This is a genomic window from Thalassobacterium maritimum (assembly GCF_031127805.1).
GTDB lineage: Bacteria > Verrucomicrobiota > Verrucomicrobiia > Opitutales > Coraliomargaritaceae > Thalassobacterium > Thalassobacterium maritimum.
Genome location: NZ_JARXHW010000002.1, coordinates 82814 through 101969, shown reverse-complemented (window position 1 = coordinate 101969; position 19156 = coordinate 82814). Strand labels below are relative to the sequence as shown.

The following is a 19156-nucleotide window of genomic DNA, read 5'->3' as shown; positions in this document are numbered from 1 at the left end:
AAATAAAACTAGCTGCTCAATGTGGCATCACATGACCATACCACCGTCAACTGTAAAAACCTGTCCGGTGATGTATCCTGCGTCCTCCGATGCGAGGAAGGCAGTCGCGGCTGCGATGTCCTTGGCTTCGCCCATACGCTTCATGGGAATGATACCGACGATCGCCTCTTGTTGCTTCTCATTGAGCTCCGCAGTCATATCGGTCGCGATGAAACCTGGAGCCACTGCATTCACGGTCACATTGCGCGCCGCAAACTCCTTAGCCAGGCTCTTGGTCAAGCCGATCATACCCGCTTTGGCGGCGGCGTAGTTCGCTTGGCCCGCATTGCCAGTCAGGCCGATCACGGACGCCATATTAATGATGCGCCCCCAACGCTTACGCGTCATCGGACGAGCGAGATATTTGATAAAGGTAAAGCAACTGGAAAGATTGGTTTCGATCACAGCATCCCAATCGTCGTCACTCATACGGAAGAGCAAACCATCGCGTGTGATGCCCGCGTTATTGACAAGAATATCAATATTACCGTGCTTTTCGAGCAAGGCTTCGCAGGCTTCTTTAACAGCAGCCTTGTCGGCCACATCCAGCGCGCGTGACTCCGCGGAGCCCCCACCTGCGTTGATGGCATCGGCCACCGCGCCGCAAGAGCTCTCTGATCGACTGATGCAAATTACGTGGTGCCCCTTGCTCGCGAGCAACTCGGCGATGCTTTTCCCGATGCCACGACCGGCGCCAGTAACGAGGGCGATTCTTTTCTCTGTGGTTTCACTCATGTAAAGTGAAGTTTCCGACAATTCGCCGACTTGGCGCAAGCCCAATGTTAGCTCCAAGCAACATTGACAGCCACGCAACTTAAAGACTCTAGTAAGCGTAATGTCAGAACAAGAACCACAACGCATCCAAAAGCTCATTGCCAATTCAGGGCTCTGCTCCCGCCGCGAGGCCGAACGCTTCATCGAAGAAGGCAATGTCCGCGTGAACGGAAAAGTCGCCCAATTGGGCGATAAAGCCACAGCTGATGCCGCCATCTTCGTGAACAATAAGCCGATCATGCGCAAAGAAGAGCGCCCGGTCACACTGATCATGAACAAGCCTAAGGGCGTGCTTTGCACCAACTCAGACCCGCATGCGGATCGCACGGTCTTCGAGCTACTACCTCCGGATCTACAGCGCCAACGCCTCTTTTGCGCCGGGCGCTTGGATAAAGACAGTGAGGGCCTATTAGTCATCACCAACGATGGCGACCTCGCACACCGACTCACCCACCCCAGCACCGAAATCGTAAAGCGCTACCGGGTGGTGCTGCATCGCGACTTTAACAAAGCCGACATCCCCAAGCTACTCGCCGGCACCGAATACGAAGGCGACTTTTTAAAAGCCGAAAAGGTCATCCCTGCTCCGCAGATGGGCGAAGGGCACCTACGCCGACTGGAAGTGCACCTCCACCACGGCAAAAAACGCGAAGTGCGCCGCCTCTTTGAAGCGAACCGCTACTTTGTTAAAAAACTCGTCCGCGTGCAAATCGGCGGCATCGTGCTTAAGAACATCCCACGTGGCGGCATCAAGATCCTCGGCAAGAAAGATATCGAGCGTCTCTTCCGCTAAGGACAGCAAGGACAGCAGTCACGCCCGCGGCAGGATGGCTATGACAAGTCGCGCACCCAGAAAAACGAACCCAACGCAAAACATGCTAAGAATTCTTTTTTACAGCCTACTCATCTGCCTCGGGCTTTGTCACAGCTCCCACGCCGCCAAGGAGATCCTACTGCGCCTGGCTCCGGAAGCAGACGCGCCTGTGATCGCCAAAGTGACCGCCAGCGAAAAGGTGCTGCTCGACACGGCGCCCGCACCGATCAATGCACATCTGGGCTGGCGACAACTGCCCATGCCCAGCCCCTTTACCGGCTATGTGCCCGAGGCTAGCTTGAGCAAAAACTTCGAAATCCAGGCGGGCACCCCGGTCCAATATCTGCCCACCTCGGAGTCTGCCAGCATCACTCATATCGCCACTGGCGACAGCTATGAGATCGTACGCGTCAAAGAGGAATGGGCCACCGTCCGCCTGAGCAAAGAGATCACCGGCTATTTTCTAAGCGACGCCAGCCAGCAGTCGGCCCTCGATCTCCAAGCGCGACAGCTCTCCACGCCGCCAGCCCCCTCGGCCCAGGCACCGGCACCCCAAGCACCGGCACCCCAAGCGATCGCTTTTCCCGAGCCAGTCGCCATCCCAGCGCCACGCGCACAAGTCAACCCCGACCAGCCCATCGCTCAACTGGACCCGAATACCCTGCCCCCCGAAAATGTCGCCTGGCAGCCTGCAACAGCGCAGCTGCACTCAGGCTCCGTGCCTCACTCTCCACTTCCCACTGGCACGGCAGCTGCCCCCGCCCCCCCGATCACAGATCCCATCATGGTCTCTCCCGACCAAACGCAGGCCTATGAGGCCAAACCCGAACTCGGTCCGGCCAAAGCCCCTCGTCTACTCACGGGCACACTGGTGCGTGAAATCAACGCCAAGGGCCCCGACTATCCGATTCGCCTCAAATCACCGGAAGGCAGACTGATCGCCTATGTGGACTTCTCAAAAATCTACATCAACGATCTGGCCCCCTACCTCGAACAAAAGGTCTACCTGCGCGGGCAAATCTATCCACTGCCCGACAGCCACGGCCAACTCGTCATTCAAGCTGAGAGCCTACGCTTAGCCGACTAAATAGAATCGGAGCACACACCACACTGCCCACAACCTAAAAAGCACCCATCTTCACACGTGGCTTGCAAATAACTTCGCGCTGAATTGAGATGGGGGAAACGTTGATTACCTGAACTAGGCTTCGTTTCCTCCATAATGAATTCCACAGTTAATTTAGTTGAATTTCTAATCCAGGACCTGGCAGTCGTCCTATTAGCAGCGGGCCTGAGCGGATGGCTTTGCAAACGTCTGGGCATCTCGGTGATCGTTGGTTATCTAGCCGCGGGCATCATCGTGGGCACCCCGCAAATCACCTTCCCCTACGTCACCGACGTGGTGCGCATTCAATTACTCTCCCAATTGGGACTGGTCTTTCTAATGTTCTTCATCGGCCTGGGCTTACGCCTGCGCAAGCTCCGACAAGTGAGGCTTGGAGTGATGCTGGCCACAGTGATCACGGCGCTCGGCACGCTCACACTCGCGCGCTGCAGCGCCTTACTCCTAGGCTTTGATGAGACCACGGCCTTATTTCTAGCAGCCATGCTAATGGGCAGCAGCTCGGCCATAGTGGGTAAGCTCATTTACGACAACCAACTCATGCACCGCAGGGCGGGGCAATTGGCACTGGCGATGACTCTGCTCGAAGATATCGTAGCCATTGTCATGCTAGGCTACCTAGGCTCCTATGTGGCGATGGAGCAAGCCAGCGGCAACGCAGGCATGGGCGAAATATTCGGCACGGTCGCTCTATTAATCGCATTTGTTGCACTCATCATTCTTCCTGGCATCGTGGTGTTACCACGCTGGCTAAATCGCTTTGAGAAACGGGGTGGAATCGAGCTAGAGACCTTAATCGTAGCTGGCCTACTCTTTGCCATGGCTTGGCTTGCACTCAGTGCGGGCTACTCGATCGCTTTGGGCGCCTTTCTCTGTGGCGTGATTTTGGCAGAAACCAAACGCGTGCAAGCCATTGAGCGCTCCTTCTCCGGACTGAAGGATATATTTGTGGCACTGTTCTTCACCGCGATCGGCATGGCAATCGATGTCACCCGCTTCCCGGAAGCACTGGGAATCATCGCTCTAGGCGTCACTCTGGCATTTTTAGTGCGCCCGATCGCAGCGACTTTAGGTTTCCTTTCAGTCTGCGAAGATGAAGAGGTCGCAATGAAAGCTGCTTTCTGTGTCACCCCGATCGGTGAATTTTCATTCGTCATCGCAGGTCTGGGCGTCGCATCCGGCATCTTGGACGACACCATGCAAGTGGCCGCCGTGGGGATCTCATTTGTCACCTCCCTGCTCGCACCGATGACAGTCAAGAAAAGCGATACCTGGGTGAGGTGGTTTCGACCTTCGCGGATTGGATGGATCGGCACCTGGCTGACCAGTTATCAAAATTCGTGGGCCAAGGTAATGCGAACCTCAGATCGTAGTATCCTATGGCGCCTACTACGCCCGCGCCTGTGGCAAGTCGGCGCAGAGTGGTTATTGGTGACGGCGGTACTACTTTTTGCGCGTCCTCTGGAAGCGAAATTCACCGCTTGGGCCGACGAAACACTGAGCTGGTTACCCATGAGCGATCTGTTTTATTGGTTGGGTGTTTCACTACTGATTTTCGGGCCACTGATTGCACTCTATCGCAATATTTCGGCCATGGCCATGATCCTGGCGGACTACATGACTAGCAAGCTCAAGAAATCGACCGACAGTATGAGTCGGATCGACATCCTACTGCGCTGGGCAGGCCTCATCCTACTGAGCTTATGGCTGTTCAACCTGCTACCAATCGGCAGCATCGACACTGGCGAATGGATTATTCTACTGGTGGTCTTAGGCATCACACTCCACTACGGCTGGCGAAATTGGGTACGCTGGCATAGCCATGCCGAGCATTCCATCAAATCCGCATTTGCCGAAGAGCTCAACCCCGACTCCAAAGTGGCGGAATTGTCTAAAAAAGTCCGCGAAGAACTCGGCTTAAACATCATCGAGGTCGAAGTGCCATTGCGCGCTCAAGTGATCGGCCAAAGCATGGGCGAACTGAATTTACGCAAAAGATTCGGCGTCACCGTCATTTCAATCGACCGCCAGGGCTATTCACTCAATAGAGTGTCTGCATCCGAATCGCTCTACGCAGGTGACCAACTCTACTTAGTCGGCAGTGCAGAAAATCTAGAGCAAGCACTCGCGATGCTCACGCGGGAAACCGAACATGAAGAGCCCTCAGAGGCGAATTTAAGCAGCGCAATTCTAACTAAATTGGTCATTGCCCAATCCTCCCCATGGTCAGGCCGTAGCTTAAGTGAGTTAAACTGGCCTGCGCGTTTTGGGATACAAGTCGTCGGCATTCGAAGAGGCAGCAAGCTACAAGTTAGTTTCTCCGCTGCGGAGCAACTGCAAGTAGGCGACGAGCTCACGCTCGCGGGGCCGCTAACTTCAGTGCAGACGCTCTTGGATACAGCCAACTAAAGTGCACACACACAGCACTAATAGCTGAACTGAATGGAGACGTGGCTGCGATAGTTATCCCCGGTGCTACTGCTACCGCTGTCACGCAGTTGCCAACCATGGGACAGGTTAAAGGTCAAATCCTGCGCCACTTGATAACGCAAGCCTGCTCCGACACTATGTAAAGAAAAGCCCTCTTCCCCGCTCAGCTTATCGGTATTCCAGGTCTTGGCGTAATCCTCGAACACAAAGAGACGCAGCGCTCCATCACGTTCATATCCAGGTAGCCGCAGCTTGGTTGGAATGATCGGCAATTGTAGTTCCTGCGAGATGAAATAAGCATTGTCGCCCACCACTTCGCTCTCTTCATAACCACGCACGGAATTGCTGCCGCCGGCACTAAACTGCTCACTACTGAGTAGATTGCTGTCCGAAAGCTGCAGCTCCCCGCGCAATAACCATGTCCAGCCATCCATAATGCCTGTGAAATGAGTGCTCCGCGATAATTCAAAATTGGTATAGATATAGTCAGCGGTCGCAAATGCCCGCGACTGTCCGAAGGCATCGTCTTCATTCTTGGAGCCTAAATTACCGGGCGAATAAGTTAATTTGGCTGCAAAACTGGTGCTGCCAAAACGATCCGTCAGGCTGCCCTGATACTGCGCACGAAACTGTGCGACATGCGTCAGATTATCATAAATAGGAATGATAAAGGGCGCTAAGTTCAGCTCTAGATTGTTATCACTGGATTTATAATCCAGCCCCAGATTCACACGATGACTGTAGGCCTGTCCGATGGGGGGCAGCGGGATCTGATAATTAAGCCCTAATTGCCAACTGGTGCCCGCCTGATCAAAACCGCCACTGGGCAAGCTCACGATTTCAGAATAAGCTCCGAAAAATGTCGCCGTGTGATTATAGGGTAGATCCATAGTATAATTCCCCGACACTGACTTGGAGTGCTCGATATCCAAATCGCTGGTCGCTTGCATGGTCATTTGATGCGCGCGGCCAAATACATTGCCCAAGGTGAAGCCGACAAACATACGGTCTTCAGTGGTGCTCAAACTGCCGGTGTTATTGTATCCGGCAAACACACGATATGGCTGACGCTCGCGCACTTGCAGCACGACATCCGTAGTGCCGGGCGCCTCCCCTTTTTCGACGCGCACAGCTGCGGAACGAAAGGAATTTTGATTCATACGATCGATGCCTGTGCGTATAGTTTTCGGATCAATCTGGCCGTCCGCCTTTAATTGTAGGCGCGAAAGATAGCTCGCCTCAGAAAAATACTGCGCCCCCTCGACTCGCAACTCACCGACTGTACTCGGGCGCACCACAATTTGCACCGCGCCTGCCGTAATATCCTGCGGCGGAATATACACCGATGAAAAGGGTTTGCCGTCCTGACTCAGGATCAATTTGATCGAATACCGTAAGCGCTGCAGCGATTCTTGGGAGACTGGCAAACCGAGATATAATTCGATCACTCCTCTCATGCCCTCGCTGTCGAGCTCGGGATACTCGGCCAAGTTAGTCGTCCGCCCGGGCTGCAATTGCAAAGTATCCAACTGAGCAGGATCCTTTAAAATGATCAACTGCTTCAGCTCTTGGAGTAATATCTGCTCCCCCTGATTCGCGCCAATCAAATCGGTTCTTAACTGCTGAATATCCAGCGTTGGCGAGTCTGAGACCAATGGCTCGACTAATTGTGGCACGGGCTCAGGCTGTATCTTCTCCAGGTTCTGTGCATGCAGCGGATTTGCAGCTGCAGCAATCATGAGTGGAGCTAACAAGAGCCGTGATGACAGATGTATGAAAGCTGAAGTATTTTTAACGCTCATTCTAATATCGGTAGTAGTAGTTTTTATATATAATCTGCCTGGCTACCCGCCGAACAGCATACTCGCCAGCGCCCCAGCCAGGATGGACTGATTGAGCGTATGGTCCTCACCTGCACTATTTGTTAAATCAAAGTTTGCGGGATTCATGTCTCGCCCGACTTCACTCTGAATACCATCAAAGATGACTTTCTGATCGGCATTGTCGAATACCTGTATTCCACGTGCGACACTGCCAACAACGGCACCCGCCACAATGACAGCTGGCACGGCCACAAGCGCGGCGGCACTCGCCCCCGCCAAAGACGTTCCCGCAGCGATCGAAGTGCCAACACCGGCAGCGACTTTACCGAAGGCGTAGGGCATCACAAAAGAGGTTAACACCGCCACACCAGTGGCAACGCCCGCTCCGGAGGCTCCGGCCGCAATCGCAGTGCCGACGATTTTACCTTCTAAATTATCCGTTACAAACTCGCCTGCGGCTTCGCTCATAAAGTCTGACCATGGTACATCCTTACCAAACAAGTCCACTAAATTGGATCCTTTCGCCTCCTCGACTGCGATCCAGGCATCTCGCTTCTCAACCATACGTGCCGCCACATCGTCGCGTGCATCGCCTAAATGCTCGCCTAATAAATCTGCGAACTGCTGCTCTGCAGCACTGTATGTCGTAGGATCTTTATCTAAAAATGACTGGCTATACACGGCCAAAGGCTCGGCCAGCATCGTCATAAAATCCGGACTGTCGGCATTTCGCTCAAACCAACGCTGGATCAAGAATGGGCTAAGGTCGTCTAAGCTTCCTGTGGTGCTACGGGTAATTTCATAAAACAAACTCCCTTCCTCGAAAGTCAGACGCTCTCCATCCGAAAAAAGACTCTCGAATAATGCCATCATCATATCAATCCCCAGACTATAATCGCCCCCGGCAAAAAGACTGTCCAGTGTCGGCGCAGGCTGATTACCACTCACCACTGTCAGCTCTTGGTTGCTCGACTGATTGGCCAGATCCATCAAATCTGTGAGCGAGAAATCTGTGCCATTGATAGTGATGCTCGTCCCCGTATAGGACTGTACTAATGTATCGGACAAGGTGTTCGGCACGGTCAATTGAATGCTGCCATTATGGACCGCAGTCAGCACGTAATTTTCCTCGGTGTCATAGCCATCGTAAACTGTGAGATATTGACTCAAGTTGATTTCACCCTCCTCTGTAATCGCACTGGAGCTGCGACTTACCCCCGTCGATGGTGGCGCACTGGCGCCAGCGATCAAAGTGAGCCCATTCCCGATTAAACTAGAGTCTGCTGCCAGTTCAGACACCTCGGGGATCACGACATTGTTCATAGTCGGTATCACCGGTAACTGTGGAACACGCTCATCGTCCACAACTTGATAACGTATGATTGGAAAGGCGTCATCAATACTCTCACCAGCAGGTAGGCCTGTCACATCGGCGGCGACCACCAGGTATTCATCGTTTAAGTATGCAATCAACTCATCGATGCTATCAAAATCCAGAGACAAATCCTGAATGCTGAGCTGTAATTGACGCGGCAAGAGCGTGAATACCGAAGCGCTAAAGTCCTGCAAGGTATAACGAGTGGGATCAAGCTCGACTGAATCCAAGAGATAATAACCGACATCCGAGTTCGCATTCAACTGATCCAACAAGGGCACCGAAATCACATCGCTATAAGTATCATGTGCCGCGAGGCCATCTCCGCCGATCACAAAATCTGCGAAAAAGTTTTCATCACCATAGTAGCCAAAAGGATGACTATTCAGGCTCAGTGTGAGAGTGCGCGGGCTGATGATCATCGACTCGCTCCCACGGTTCACAGTCACAGTATAATTGCGATTATCCAGCACTCGACTCACCACATACTCCCCAGCAGGCGTATTGACAGACGGTGTAAAGAGTTCGAAGACATCACTCATCTGCGCGAATGATGGTAGGCTTCCTTGTGTAATAATAACTCCATCTTGCTGATTTTCGTCACCGTATAGGCGATCATAGCCCATCAAATCGACCCATAGATAGCGTGGTTCGATCTGCACATAAGGCGCCTGCCCTTCGGTGGGACCGAACAGTGTGATTTGATAATTATCATCCACATCCGCGGTCACAGTGTAGCGCCCAACATTTGCTTCCGCTCCAGGCACATTAAAATGAACCACTTCTTCAAAGGTATCAAAAGAAGCGATACCAGAGTTGTCGCTGGCGAAGAGTTCCTGATAGGGCAACTGCCCAGCATCATCGCCGTAGGACCTGAGGACATTTGAAATCCGGTAAAATAAGGACCGCTGAGTGATGGTATACGCCGACTCTCCGACATAACTAAAATTGTAATTTGGGTCGCTAGTGATATCGAAGGCGTATGTGCCTGCATCCGTTTGTATGCTTGGCGTCTCCACTCCCAATGAGATGACATCCTCCAGACGATCAAACGAAGCGAGGCCATACGCAGAACCATCAGCCACTGCAAAAATTGAATCCTCGGGATTCTCACTGCCATACACACGCGTGAATCCGGGCAATTGTATCGTCACCGGACGTGGATTCACCGTCAAGATGCCACCATAACGGAGATCAATGATATAGTTCTCAAAACTCTCATTCACGAATTGATAAGTCCCCACCTCGGTCGTTTCATCCAGATCACTGCGCAGCAAAATTTCGATACGTCGCTCAAGAGAATCATCAAACCATGCAAAGCCATCCGAACCCTCGACGGTAGTGACAGAGAAAGAGCCATGATCTTCGCCATAGATGCTGCTTTTATTCATCGCGTCGACCTTGAGCACCCGTGGATCGATTTGAATCTCACCTCCGTAGCTCGTGATATCGTAATTAGAATTGCTGACGCTCGCCATGTAACTGCCCACGTTGGCAGACTCATCTGGCAGGCTCAGAGGAAAAGCAGACTCTAGGGTATCAAAGGATGCCAAGCCTTGGCTATTGCCAGTCGAGCTGCGCTCGACGATAGTCACATCTGGATTTAGATCACCATACAATCGGGTAAAAGATGGTAGTTCCAACGTGATCGGCCGTGGATCAATTCGGAACTGAAACTCATCGGAAAAATCAACATTGTAATTACTATTTAAGGAAAAGACATCACTCCAATAGAGAACCTGCGGACTCGCATCGATGGCAGGTAAATCCGCGTGAATCACATCGGCCACGGTGTGGAAACTTGCTAATCCCGAATTGGCCAATCCACTGGGAGTTAAGACCTCAATGGGATCGAGTGTGGGATTAGCATCACCATAAACACGTCGCACGGAATCTGGCAGTTGCAATGTGATCTGGCGTGGGTTGATAGTCATACTGCCCTCAAACGAAAGTAGCTCATAGTTATCTGTAAGCATCGTAGGTGTCAGCGAATAAGTCCCGACATCGGCCGTCACCTCAGGTGCATTGACCTGTAACACGCTATCGAGCGAATCAAAACTAAGCAGATCGTTCGCGCCTCCGGCGATGCGATAGCTCGCGTATCCAGACGGATTCGCATTACCAAACACGCGCTCGATCTCATTTAAATAGACAAATAACGGACGCGGCGTGATACTGAACTTACCCGTAATAGAGTTTACAGTGTAGTTGCTATTAATGCTAGCGACGGAAATGGGGTATTCCCCCACATCACTGCTAACAGAAACATCTGCAGTCGGCGTGCTCAGAACGCTCTCGGGCGTATCTCCGGCAACAAAGAGCTCATCGGTCTCTAAATAATGCCACAGGTTGATCGCATCGCCACCATACACGCGAGTCGCACCATCAAAAACCAGATCCAAAGCGAGCTGCTGAATGGTAAAGCTGGTATTGGCAAAACTGCTCAACGTATAGTTCGAATCCAGCACCTTGCCCGTAAAATTATATTCTCCGATGGGCGTGAATGTCTGAGTCGGATCCTCAACTTCGAACACAGTCTCAACTGTGTCCCATGCAGTCAGGTTGGCTACAATCAAGTGATCACTCACATCAAGGCCTGCATCACCATAACTGCGCACACGTTCGCTGGCATCCAGATCGATCAAAACAGTTAAAGGTCGTGGCGTCACAGTGAGCAAACCGGGGTTTAGACTTCTGACTTCATATTTCTCAGAGTCGATGCTCCCATTGACCAGGTAGTTACCGACATCCGAAAACTGTGTAGCTGTAGTCGAGAGATCACTGAGCCGTATATCACTGAGATCGTCATCTAATTTAAAACCATACGCTTCCTCGATCTCAACAGTCGAGAGCGCAGAGGCATTACCATCACCATAAAGGCGACTGACCCAACTCAATGAAATATCCAACGGTGCCTTCGTAACAGTTAGAAATCCTGGCTCGTAGCTGATCTGATAATTTCGATTTGAATCGGAGCTCACATGGATGCCATACTGGAGTGCATTCGAGGCGGGCGTAGCCGAGGTTGACAAGCGCAGATTAGAAATGACCGACTCATCATCAAAACTCGCTAAGCCATCAAAACTTGCACTAAAGATGGGATTGGCATCGCCATACTCACGAGTCGCATCGTTCGCCGTAATAGTCAGCTCTCGTGGTGTAATATTCAGAAAACTTGGATTAAAACTCAGGCTATAGTTCTGAGCAGTGGCCGCCAATAAGCTCAATTCGTAGCTACCGACCTCAGAGTATTCATTGGCAAATACTTGGAACCGCTCTGAAGTCACAACATCTGCAGTATCTCCATTACGCAGACCATAAGCGGTCACACTAAAGTCGGGGTTCGCCTCACCATAGATTTTTGTAGCTAATGTAGGCGCCACCAGGAGCGGCGCTTTGGTAATCGTTAACTTCCCGCTCTGTAGCGTTACATCGTAATTCTCATTCGTTTGGGTGACGTCCAAATCGATCGAATACGTGCCGACGGAGGAAGTCACCGCAGCCGTTGACGATAGCTGAATATCGCTAAAGACATCCGAACTGCTATGCCCCAAGCGATACTCCGAATCGTAGAAGCTAAAGCTCGGATTTTCCAAACCATACTCACGGCTAAAACTATTCGCCGTCAAAGTCAGGGGCGCTTTGGTAATTTCTAAAGAGCCATCGACATAGCTGATACTATAGTTGGGGTCGACGTAAGCGGACGGGGTCAAAGTATAGTGACCGATACCAGCTAACACAGAAATCTCATTATACTCGACCAGACTGCGATTAAATTCGCCACTGAGGAAGCCCGAGCCTGTGGCATTGTAAGTCGGATTATTTAGACCATACTCACGACTGAGCGTGGGCGCAGTAATTGTGGCAGCGCGCGGAGTTACCGTAGCAGTGCCCGCCACATAACTAATACTGTAATTGGAGTTGCTACCACCGGAAGGGGTGATCGCATAGGCGCCCACATCTGCGGTGGTCAAACTGGCAGTGCTGCTATAGCTGATACTTCCAAGGTCGGATTCATCATCAAAAGATGCCAAACCGCTGACCGAACTAGCAAATGCGGGTAAGGCATCCCCGTAGGTTTTCTCCAAGTCTAATGCAGTGATCGTTAAAAGGCGTGGGTTCACTGTCAATGTGCCATTGGCATAGCTAATATTGTAAGCCTCTGCCGTGGCGCCGAAGGGAGTGATGGTATAGTTACCAACGGGGGAAGTTAAGTCCGCGCTTGTGCTAAACTGTAATCCATTCACTACGCTGGCATCGTCGCCGTCGACGAGGCCATCAAAGCTAGCAGTGAAGTCGGGATTGTGATCACCGTAATAACGAAACATATCATCTGCTGTGATCAAGAGCTCAACTAAGGCTGCGGCTTCTACCGATAAAATGCCGTCTACCAAGTTCAGGCCATAATCATAATCCGACAAAACCACAGTGCCCGTCGCGAGATCGATGGAGTATTCGCCAATCGCACTGGTAATATCTGCACTCGTGCTCAAAGCTGGTGCCCCGCTGAAGACATCAGCAGCCGTATCACCAGCGACCAATCCGGACACATTGAAACTAAGAATGGGGTTCGCCTCTCCGACTGTTTTGGAGAGGTTATTCGCAGTCAAGGTTAAGGTCGGAGCGAGACTGTATAGGAAACGATTGCCGGTCTGGGTAATTGAGTCCGGCGCGTTGGCCGAGAAAGTCTTATTATAAACGGGTGCCCCCAGCAGGCCACCTTTTACCGTGTCGCTGGGATTATCTGAATAAACCAGAAAACGGCCCATGCCATCTGGCATTAGAGCATTCGCATCACTCTGATTAATAAAGGCACCTGCTTGCGCCGCGAGAAAGAGATCCCCCCCAATCATCCCGTCTCCATCCAGTTCCGGATAACCTGAATTGACCGCGAGCTGAGTGCCGGCGCTTAAGGTTAAATCTCCCACGGTGGAAATCCTCACATCCCCGCCCGTCACATTAAAAAACCCATCCAGCACGAGACCGCCCGCACTGTCGACAATCACCACATCATCATAAATCATCCCGTCCGACTCACTGGTAGTGATCGTTCCAATTTGATTGGCTGCATGATCAATTGAGATTCCTCCGCGAATACCGCCTTCAGCTCCGTTTCGACCTGGTAGACGATTGGTATACTGAAAATCCAAAGTATTCACCGTGAGCGCCCCATTGATGTCAATCGCCCCCATTGGCCCAAAATTCGAATTCCCTACATGGGAATCCACAGTGCTATTGCGGATGGTGATCGTATCCGCAACAATCGACGCCGCGCCATCGACAATCAAATCACCCGTCAGTGTAGGCCCGCCGAGCACCTCGCCATCATAGGCAAAACCTAAGCCGAAAACTACATGACCACTGCCAGCATTTAAATCGGCATTGATCCAAATATCATTGGCCGATTCAAATGTCAGATGATTCCCCGAGGTCCAGCTAACGGCATCATTGACCACGATTGACGAACTCGCTCCATCATCAGCCAAACTGGCCAGCAAGGTCACATCACTGAGAGCCAGTTGCGACTCCAGCGTCGACACCTGTAAGATCGACCCCAAATCCAACTCATCTCCAAATACATAGGGGTCGCCTCCCAATGAAGATGCACTATCGCCGCCCGCCAGCTGAATAGTCAACGAAGCCGGGTCGAGCAACAAGCTGCCCGCTGCCCCATTTGCAGCGGACAAATCCACCAAACCAGCAAAGTCCAAATACTGCTTACCCGACACTTCCACAAAGGCACCCGCACCCGCTTGCGCCCCTCCTTGACCATAAATATTCCCCCAGAAGCGAGTCGCTTCGTCTGCCCACACGATCACACGCCCCGCATCTGCATGCTCACTGCTGGCACTCACATCGATCACGGCCTCCTCAGTCACTACGGTCCGCGCCGCATTGGCGATGGCTGTATTCTGCCCGCGATAATCCCCCCCAATCAGGACTTCGCCGCCACTACCGTCGACGTTATTGGCGAGAATTTGCCCGCTATGTGCGATCACGCCATCCTCAGCGGTAAGCAACACGCGCCCATTGCGCACTTCGGCCCCAGTCGCCTGAATGTAGCCTGTCTGATTGATCGCTAACTCATACAGATTTCCACCCGCAGCCACGAGCTCTGCCTCCGCAGCTTGGATCACACCGCTGTTATCCACGCCAAGCTCGGAACTGTGTCCTGCAAGCGAAGTTTTCACCATTATACGCGGATCGCCCTCAGCCATCAGTAAGACCTCTTGCCCTGCAGCCAGTCCGACCATCCCCTTCGGTGCATGTAGCTCACCTGCATTAGACACTTGGTGGGCAATGAGTATGACATCTCCATTGGCTGCGGTGATCTGCCCCAAATTCACCACACTGGCAGCGGATTCGCCCACAAAAGACAAGTCGCCTCCATTCAGAAAATCGCTATCCGAAAGATCCAATGCCGAGGCAATAAAATCGGCAGTATTGATCGATGCGTCTGGCCCGACCACGATACCATTGGGATTGATCAAATACACACGTCCATTGGCACTTAACTGCCCCATCAAACTGGAAGGATCGGCCCCCATCACTCGATTTAACAGGACCGAACTTTCGTCCAATTGCTGAATATTCACCACACTATTCGCATCGATCGAAAAGCTCTGCCAATTGGCGATCGCCTGTGGCGTGAGCTGATGAATATTTAAAAGCGCCCCATCCCCGGACAAGCGAATGTCACCATGACTCACTTCCAGGCCACTCGGCAGCGCCGCCTGCAGGGAGCTGGGCGGTACAGCCAAAACGGCAGTGAAAAACGCAAGGAGTAGTAATTGACTAAAGGGAAGGGACGATTGGAGATCTCTCATAGCTGGTAGGTAGATACTATCACACTAGCTTCGACTAGTTATGCGGGGCAAATCGTACGTTTGAGTAAAATTACTCAAAGAGCGCACTGTTGCTTTTTGAGTCATTTCCGCACACTACTATTGGAAGCAGCGTGAAGCTGACCATGCCGCTCATCCGTGTTTACTGTGAAAAAAAGCCACCGCTATACACTATTCCTCCTATTTTTTATACTGACCTTAATCGTCGGCTTACGGGCTTTTCGATATCCGGAAGAAAGAACCGTAGCACTGCCGGTAACGGAAGGGGCACAAATCTCTATCCTAAAAGATCAAACATTAGGCAATATTGAGGAAATTTTAGAAATCGCTCAACAGCCAGATCGCTTCACCGCCTACAATCCGAACACCTCGCGGACCTCCTCCGATATTTTCGTGAGTTGCTGGATACAATTACCACTGAGCAACTATGAAGACCGCCCACTCGAACGTGTTCTGGAAATCGATTACCGTTGGGTAGACATCGCGCAACTTTACGAGATCCATCCGGACGGCAGCTATACGATGTATCAGAACGGCGAGAACATTCCTTCCGCTCAAAAAGGACTCCCCTTCGCGACGCATGCCTTTCAGATCGAGTTCGCCGCGCATGAAAGTAAAACATACTTCCTCTACCTGAGGGACTACCATTGGCTACTCCCGGCCATCACCATGTGGGAGAGCCCCGCAGTTTATGTAGAACGTGCGCACACAGAGCAAAACGTGGTCTTCCTCTACATGGGCCTCCTGACCGGGCTTATTTTAATGAACGGGTGCATCTACTTAGCCCTGCGGGATCAAGACACACTCTACTATATTCTTTTCTTATTAGCCGCCTGTGCACTGCACATTGTCCACTTCAATCTACATACCACACTGCTGAGTCGAATCGAAATGGGCCAGCTAGCCTGGCTGCCCGCGGGGGTCAATTTCTTTCTCTACAGCGGCCTATTGGTCCTCACCGCCGGGCTCTTCCTACGTTTCGCACTGGAATTTCTACAGACTAGGCACTACTGCCCGCGCGCCTATCGCCCGGTGCTTTATCTCGCCAATGCACTGGTTCTGGCCTCGCCGATCTTCATGTTCGGTCCAGCCACACTATTTGGGCGCTCCATCATTAGCATCATCGTCAGCATCTGGGCTTGCAGTCACTTAATCGCCCTCTCACTTGCCCTATACGGTGTATTCAAAAAGGTACCACAAACTTACTTTTTCATACCAGCCACATTCTTATTACTCATCGTATCCTGGCAGTATACCAGTATTTTAATGACCGGTGGCATCCCCACATCCGAGCTGCTGCTTCAGTGGCTCTACGCATCTGGCATCGAAATGGGCGTCTTGGCCGTGGGATTGAGTGAGCGCATACGCATGGTCAATGACCAAAGAGAGGCCGCACAAGCCAATGCCTTATCTGAAGCAGAGAAACGGGCAGAGCTACAGGAACAGTATAACAACCAACTGGAACACGACGTCGCCGCCCGCACCAGCGAGTTAGCGGCCTCCGACCAGCAAAAGAGCGAGCTATTGCGCATTATCGCTCACGACATTAAAGCCCCCATCGACGGCGTCAGCAGCCTTGCACGTATGCTCGCAGATTCACCGCAAAGTCTCGAGCCGGCACTCATCAAAGAATATACAAAAGATATCGAAGGAAGCGCAGCCCACCTATCTGAGCTCACTAAAAGCCTGCTGCTATGGGGACAATTACAAACTGGCAAACATTCAGTCGGGCTCCAACCCTACCTGCTGAGCGACTTACAGGACGCCATCACTCCCGCACTCACCATGCTAGCCAAAACCAAGGCAATTCATTTGGACTGGGAGATTCCCCCACAGACCTTTGCGCGTTTTGACTTCGAAAGTATCGCATCTGTGCTACGCAATCTAACCATCAACGCCCTAAAATATAGCCACCCCGAGAGTCGTGTCCGGATCAGTGCCGAGGTGGATTCCGAGCGGATAAAACTATCTGTCAAAGACTGGGGAGTCGGCATCACGCCCGAACGCCTGCAACGTCTGCGTAAACAACGGGCACTCGAAAGCACCAAAGGTGTCAACGGTGAGCCCGGAACCGGCATTGGCCTACAGATCTGCTACGACATTCTCAAAGCGCACAAGTCCAACTTACACATCACCAGCCAAGTCCAACAGGGCACGCATTGCTACTTTTACCTCAGAACTTGGAATCAGGCATCCCAATGAACAAATCTCTGATCAAAGCTTTCATCTACATTCTCTTGGCCTCCATTCTATGGAGACACTGTGAAGATGCCACCTTGCCCAAGCTAATGGAACTATGCCTACGCTACGGCACACCCACCATGCTCGTCATACAATGCATCTTTTTAGCACGTGGACAGCTGTATTGGGAGCACCTAAAAACTCCCTTCCAAAAGAAACAAATAAAGTATTGGCTAAGCATTTTCAATAAATGGATCTGCTTAGCACTGACCGCATTCGCTCTACAAATAGTGGCCATCAAACTGGAAAACACTGAAACTGAATACTACCAGTGGATACAGACAAATTGGATATTCGCCGCAGTCTTTGCAATGATCCTGCTGCCCCTGCGCCCACGTATCGACCGCCTTTCCAATCTATTTATACTAGCGATTTCCGCACTACTCAGCTACCAGCTCCTGCTAACCCAACGGGAGCCCCGCCTGGAAGAATCGTTGCTGCTGAAAGCTCCATTTGCAGAGGAATTCTGCGTGATGAATGGTGGCTACTCACTACTCAACAACATGCTGCAATCCAGCAGCCGAGCCCCGCGCGCATTCGGCGTGCATATGCGCCCGGCGACGAGGACTTTTCTCAATGATTCCGAGCGCAATCGTCCCTACCCTGAAGCCTTTGGCGCCACCATCCTCGCTCCGGCAACAGGCACCGTCATCACAGCCAATGAGAGCATTCCCGACCTCCCCATGGGACAGATTCATCCAGACACAGGCCCTGGCAACTACCTGCTACTGCAAATCGACCAACAACATTATTTGATCTTCGCCAATCTACAGCAAAATAGCATCCGCCCTGAAACGGGAGAGCGGATACAAGCAGGTGAGCCTCTGGCGGCGATTGGAAAGTCGGGCATGTTCAGCGAACCGGTGCTACTGCTCGTCGCCACAACATCACCCGACATTTTCAGCGCCCAAGTTAGCAGCCTGCCCATCCTACTGGAAGGCGTGGAAAAAGTCGAAGCACCAGAAGCAGACGCCCCCTTCTTTCCGACTCGTAACGAACACTACCGCCCGATCCAATATACCCAAGACTAAGCGCTTCATCATGGCCTATCGCACCCTACTCATCGAAGACCACCGGCTGTTTCTCAACCTGCTCGCCAACCACATCGAGCAAAGCGAAGACTTCGCGCTCGTGGGTCAAGCCACCGACGGAGAGATGGGGCTTGCCTGCTACCTCGAACTACAACCGGACCTGGTGCTGCTGGACATCGTCATACCGAAACTCAACGGACTGGAGCTCGCCAAGCAAATCCTTAAGCATGATCCACAAGCCCGCCTACTGGCCATCACTTCCCAGATGGATGAGCAAACCACGACTCAAATACACGACATCGGCTTTCAAGGCTACGTAGAAAAAGAACAGCCGATCGAAACACTGCAAGAAGCGATGCTCACCGTAGCCGAAGGTGGACTCTACTACACCAAACTAGTGCGTGAAAATCGCTACAAGATCGCATCCGATCCCAACGCACTGCATAAGATCCTCAGCCCCCGCGAACAGGAAATACTCTATTGGGTCGGCGAAGGACTCACCAGCCAAAGCATATCAGACACACTCAAGCTCAGCCCACGAACCGTCGAAAACCATCGCTACCGGATCATGAAAAAGCTCAATATCGAAAGCACTTCGGAACTCATCAAACTGGTGCTCAAACACCGAATACAATTACCCTGAAGGACGCTTTCGGCCACG

At 52.0% G+C, this 19156-nt stretch carries 9 protein-coding genes; 6 read left to right on the top strand and 3 right to left on the bottom strand.

Annotated elements, in window-relative coordinates:
- Positions 1-27: 27 nt before the first annotated feature.
- Positions 28-774 (bottom strand): 3-oxoacyl-[acyl-carrier-protein] reductase, encoded by a 747-nt coding sequence (fabG, locus tag QEH52_RS01420; RefSeq protein WP_308948151.1) that lies wholly within the window; start codon positions 772-774, stop codon positions 28-30.
- A 100-nt stretch (positions 775-874) separates the two neighbouring features.
- On the opposite strand from fabG, the gene QEH52_RS01415 reads away from it, so the two are divergent.
- From QEH52_RS01415 to QEH52_RS01405, 3 genes are all read left to right on the top strand, one after another.
- The gene (locus tag QEH52_RS01415) at positions 875-1606 is read left to right on the top strand and encodes a pseudouridine synthase (protein WP_308948150.1); all 732 of its coding nucleotides are present in this window, start codon (positions 875-877) and stop codon (positions 1604-1606) included.
- Between the two features lie 82 nt (positions 1607-1688).
- A complete protein-coding gene (locus tag QEH52_RS01410) occupies positions 1689-2714 on the top strand; it encodes an SH3 domain-containing protein (RefSeq protein WP_308948149.1) in 1026 nt (341 codons plus the stop codon).
- A gap of 135 nt (positions 2715-2849) precedes the next feature.
- The gene (locus tag QEH52_RS01405; protein ID WP_308948148.1) at positions 2850-5159 is read left to right on the top strand and encodes a cation:proton antiporter domain-containing protein; all 2310 of its coding nucleotides are present in this window, start codon (positions 2850-2852) and stop codon (positions 5157-5159) included.
- A gap of 17 nt (positions 5160-5176) precedes the next feature.
- Here the strand turns inward: QEH52_RS01405 and QEH52_RS01400 are convergent, their stop codons facing one another.
- Positions 5177-6982: a ShlB/FhaC/HecB family hemolysin secretion/activation protein gene (locus QEH52_RS01400; protein WP_308948147.1), complete on the bottom strand. Its 1806-nt coding sequence runs from the start codon at positions 6980-6982 to the stop codon at positions 5177-5179.
- 42 nt (positions 6983-7024) lie between these two features.
- Entirely contained in the window at positions 7025-15205 is an 8181-nt protein-coding gene (locus QEH52_RS01395) for an MBG domain-containing protein (protein WP_308948146.1), read from the bottom strand.
- 165 nt (positions 15206-15370) lie between these two features.
- Between QEH52_RS01395 and QEH52_RS01390 the strand changes: the two genes are divergently transcribed.
- Genes QEH52_RS01390 through QEH52_RS01380 form a run of 3 tightly spaced genes read left to right on the top strand, consistent with a single transcriptional unit; the run spans position 15371 to position 19138 of the window.
- A complete protein-coding gene (locus QEH52_RS01390; protein ID WP_308948145.1) occupies positions 15371-17425 on the top strand; it encodes a sensor histidine kinase in 2055 nt (684 codons plus the stop codon).
- The gene (locus QEH52_RS01385; protein WP_308948144.1) at positions 17422-18495 is read left to right on the top strand and encodes a M23 family metallopeptidase; all 1074 of its coding nucleotides are present in this window, start codon (positions 17422-17424) and stop codon (positions 18493-18495) included. The genes QEH52_RS01390 and QEH52_RS01385 overlap by 4 nt, the downstream gene beginning before the upstream one ends.
- Before the next feature lie 10 nt (positions 18496-18505).
- Positions 18506-19138, top strand: a complete 633-nt coding sequence (locus QEH52_RS01380; RefSeq protein ID WP_308948142.1) for a response regulator transcription factor — start codon at positions 18506-18508, stop codon at positions 19136-19138.
- Positions 19139-19156: the final 18 nt, after the last annotated feature.

Coding starts and splice junctions, on each gene's coding strand:
- fabG (WP_308948151.1), bottom strand. CDS start 774: ATGAGTGAAACCACAGAGAAAAGAATCGCCCTCGTTACTGGCGCCGGT.
- QEH52_RS01415 (WP_308948150.1), top strand. CDS start 875: ATGTCAGAACAAGAACCACAACGCATCCAAAAGCTCATTGCCAATTCA.
- QEH52_RS01410 (WP_308948149.1), top strand. CDS start 1,689: ATGCTAAGAATTCTTTTTTACAGCCTACTCATCTGCCTCGGGCTTTGT.
- QEH52_RS01405 (WP_308948148.1), top strand. CDS start 2,850: ATGAATTCCACAGTTAATTTAGTTGAATTTCTAATCCAGGACCTGGCA.
- QEH52_RS01400 (WP_308948147.1), bottom strand. CDS start 6,982: ATGAGCGTTAAAAATACTTCAGCTTTCATACATCTGTCATCACGGCTC.
- QEH52_RS01395 (WP_308948146.1), bottom strand. CDS start 15,205: ATGAGAGATCTCCAATCGTCCCTTCCCTTTAGTCAATTACTACTCCTT.
- QEH52_RS01385 (WP_308948144.1), top strand. CDS start 17,422: ATGAACAAATCTCTGATCAAAGCTTTCATCTACATTCTCTTGGCCTCC.
- QEH52_RS01380 (WP_308948142.1), top strand. CDS start 18,506: ATGGCCTATCGCACCCTACTCATCGAAGACCACCGGCTGTTTCTCAAC.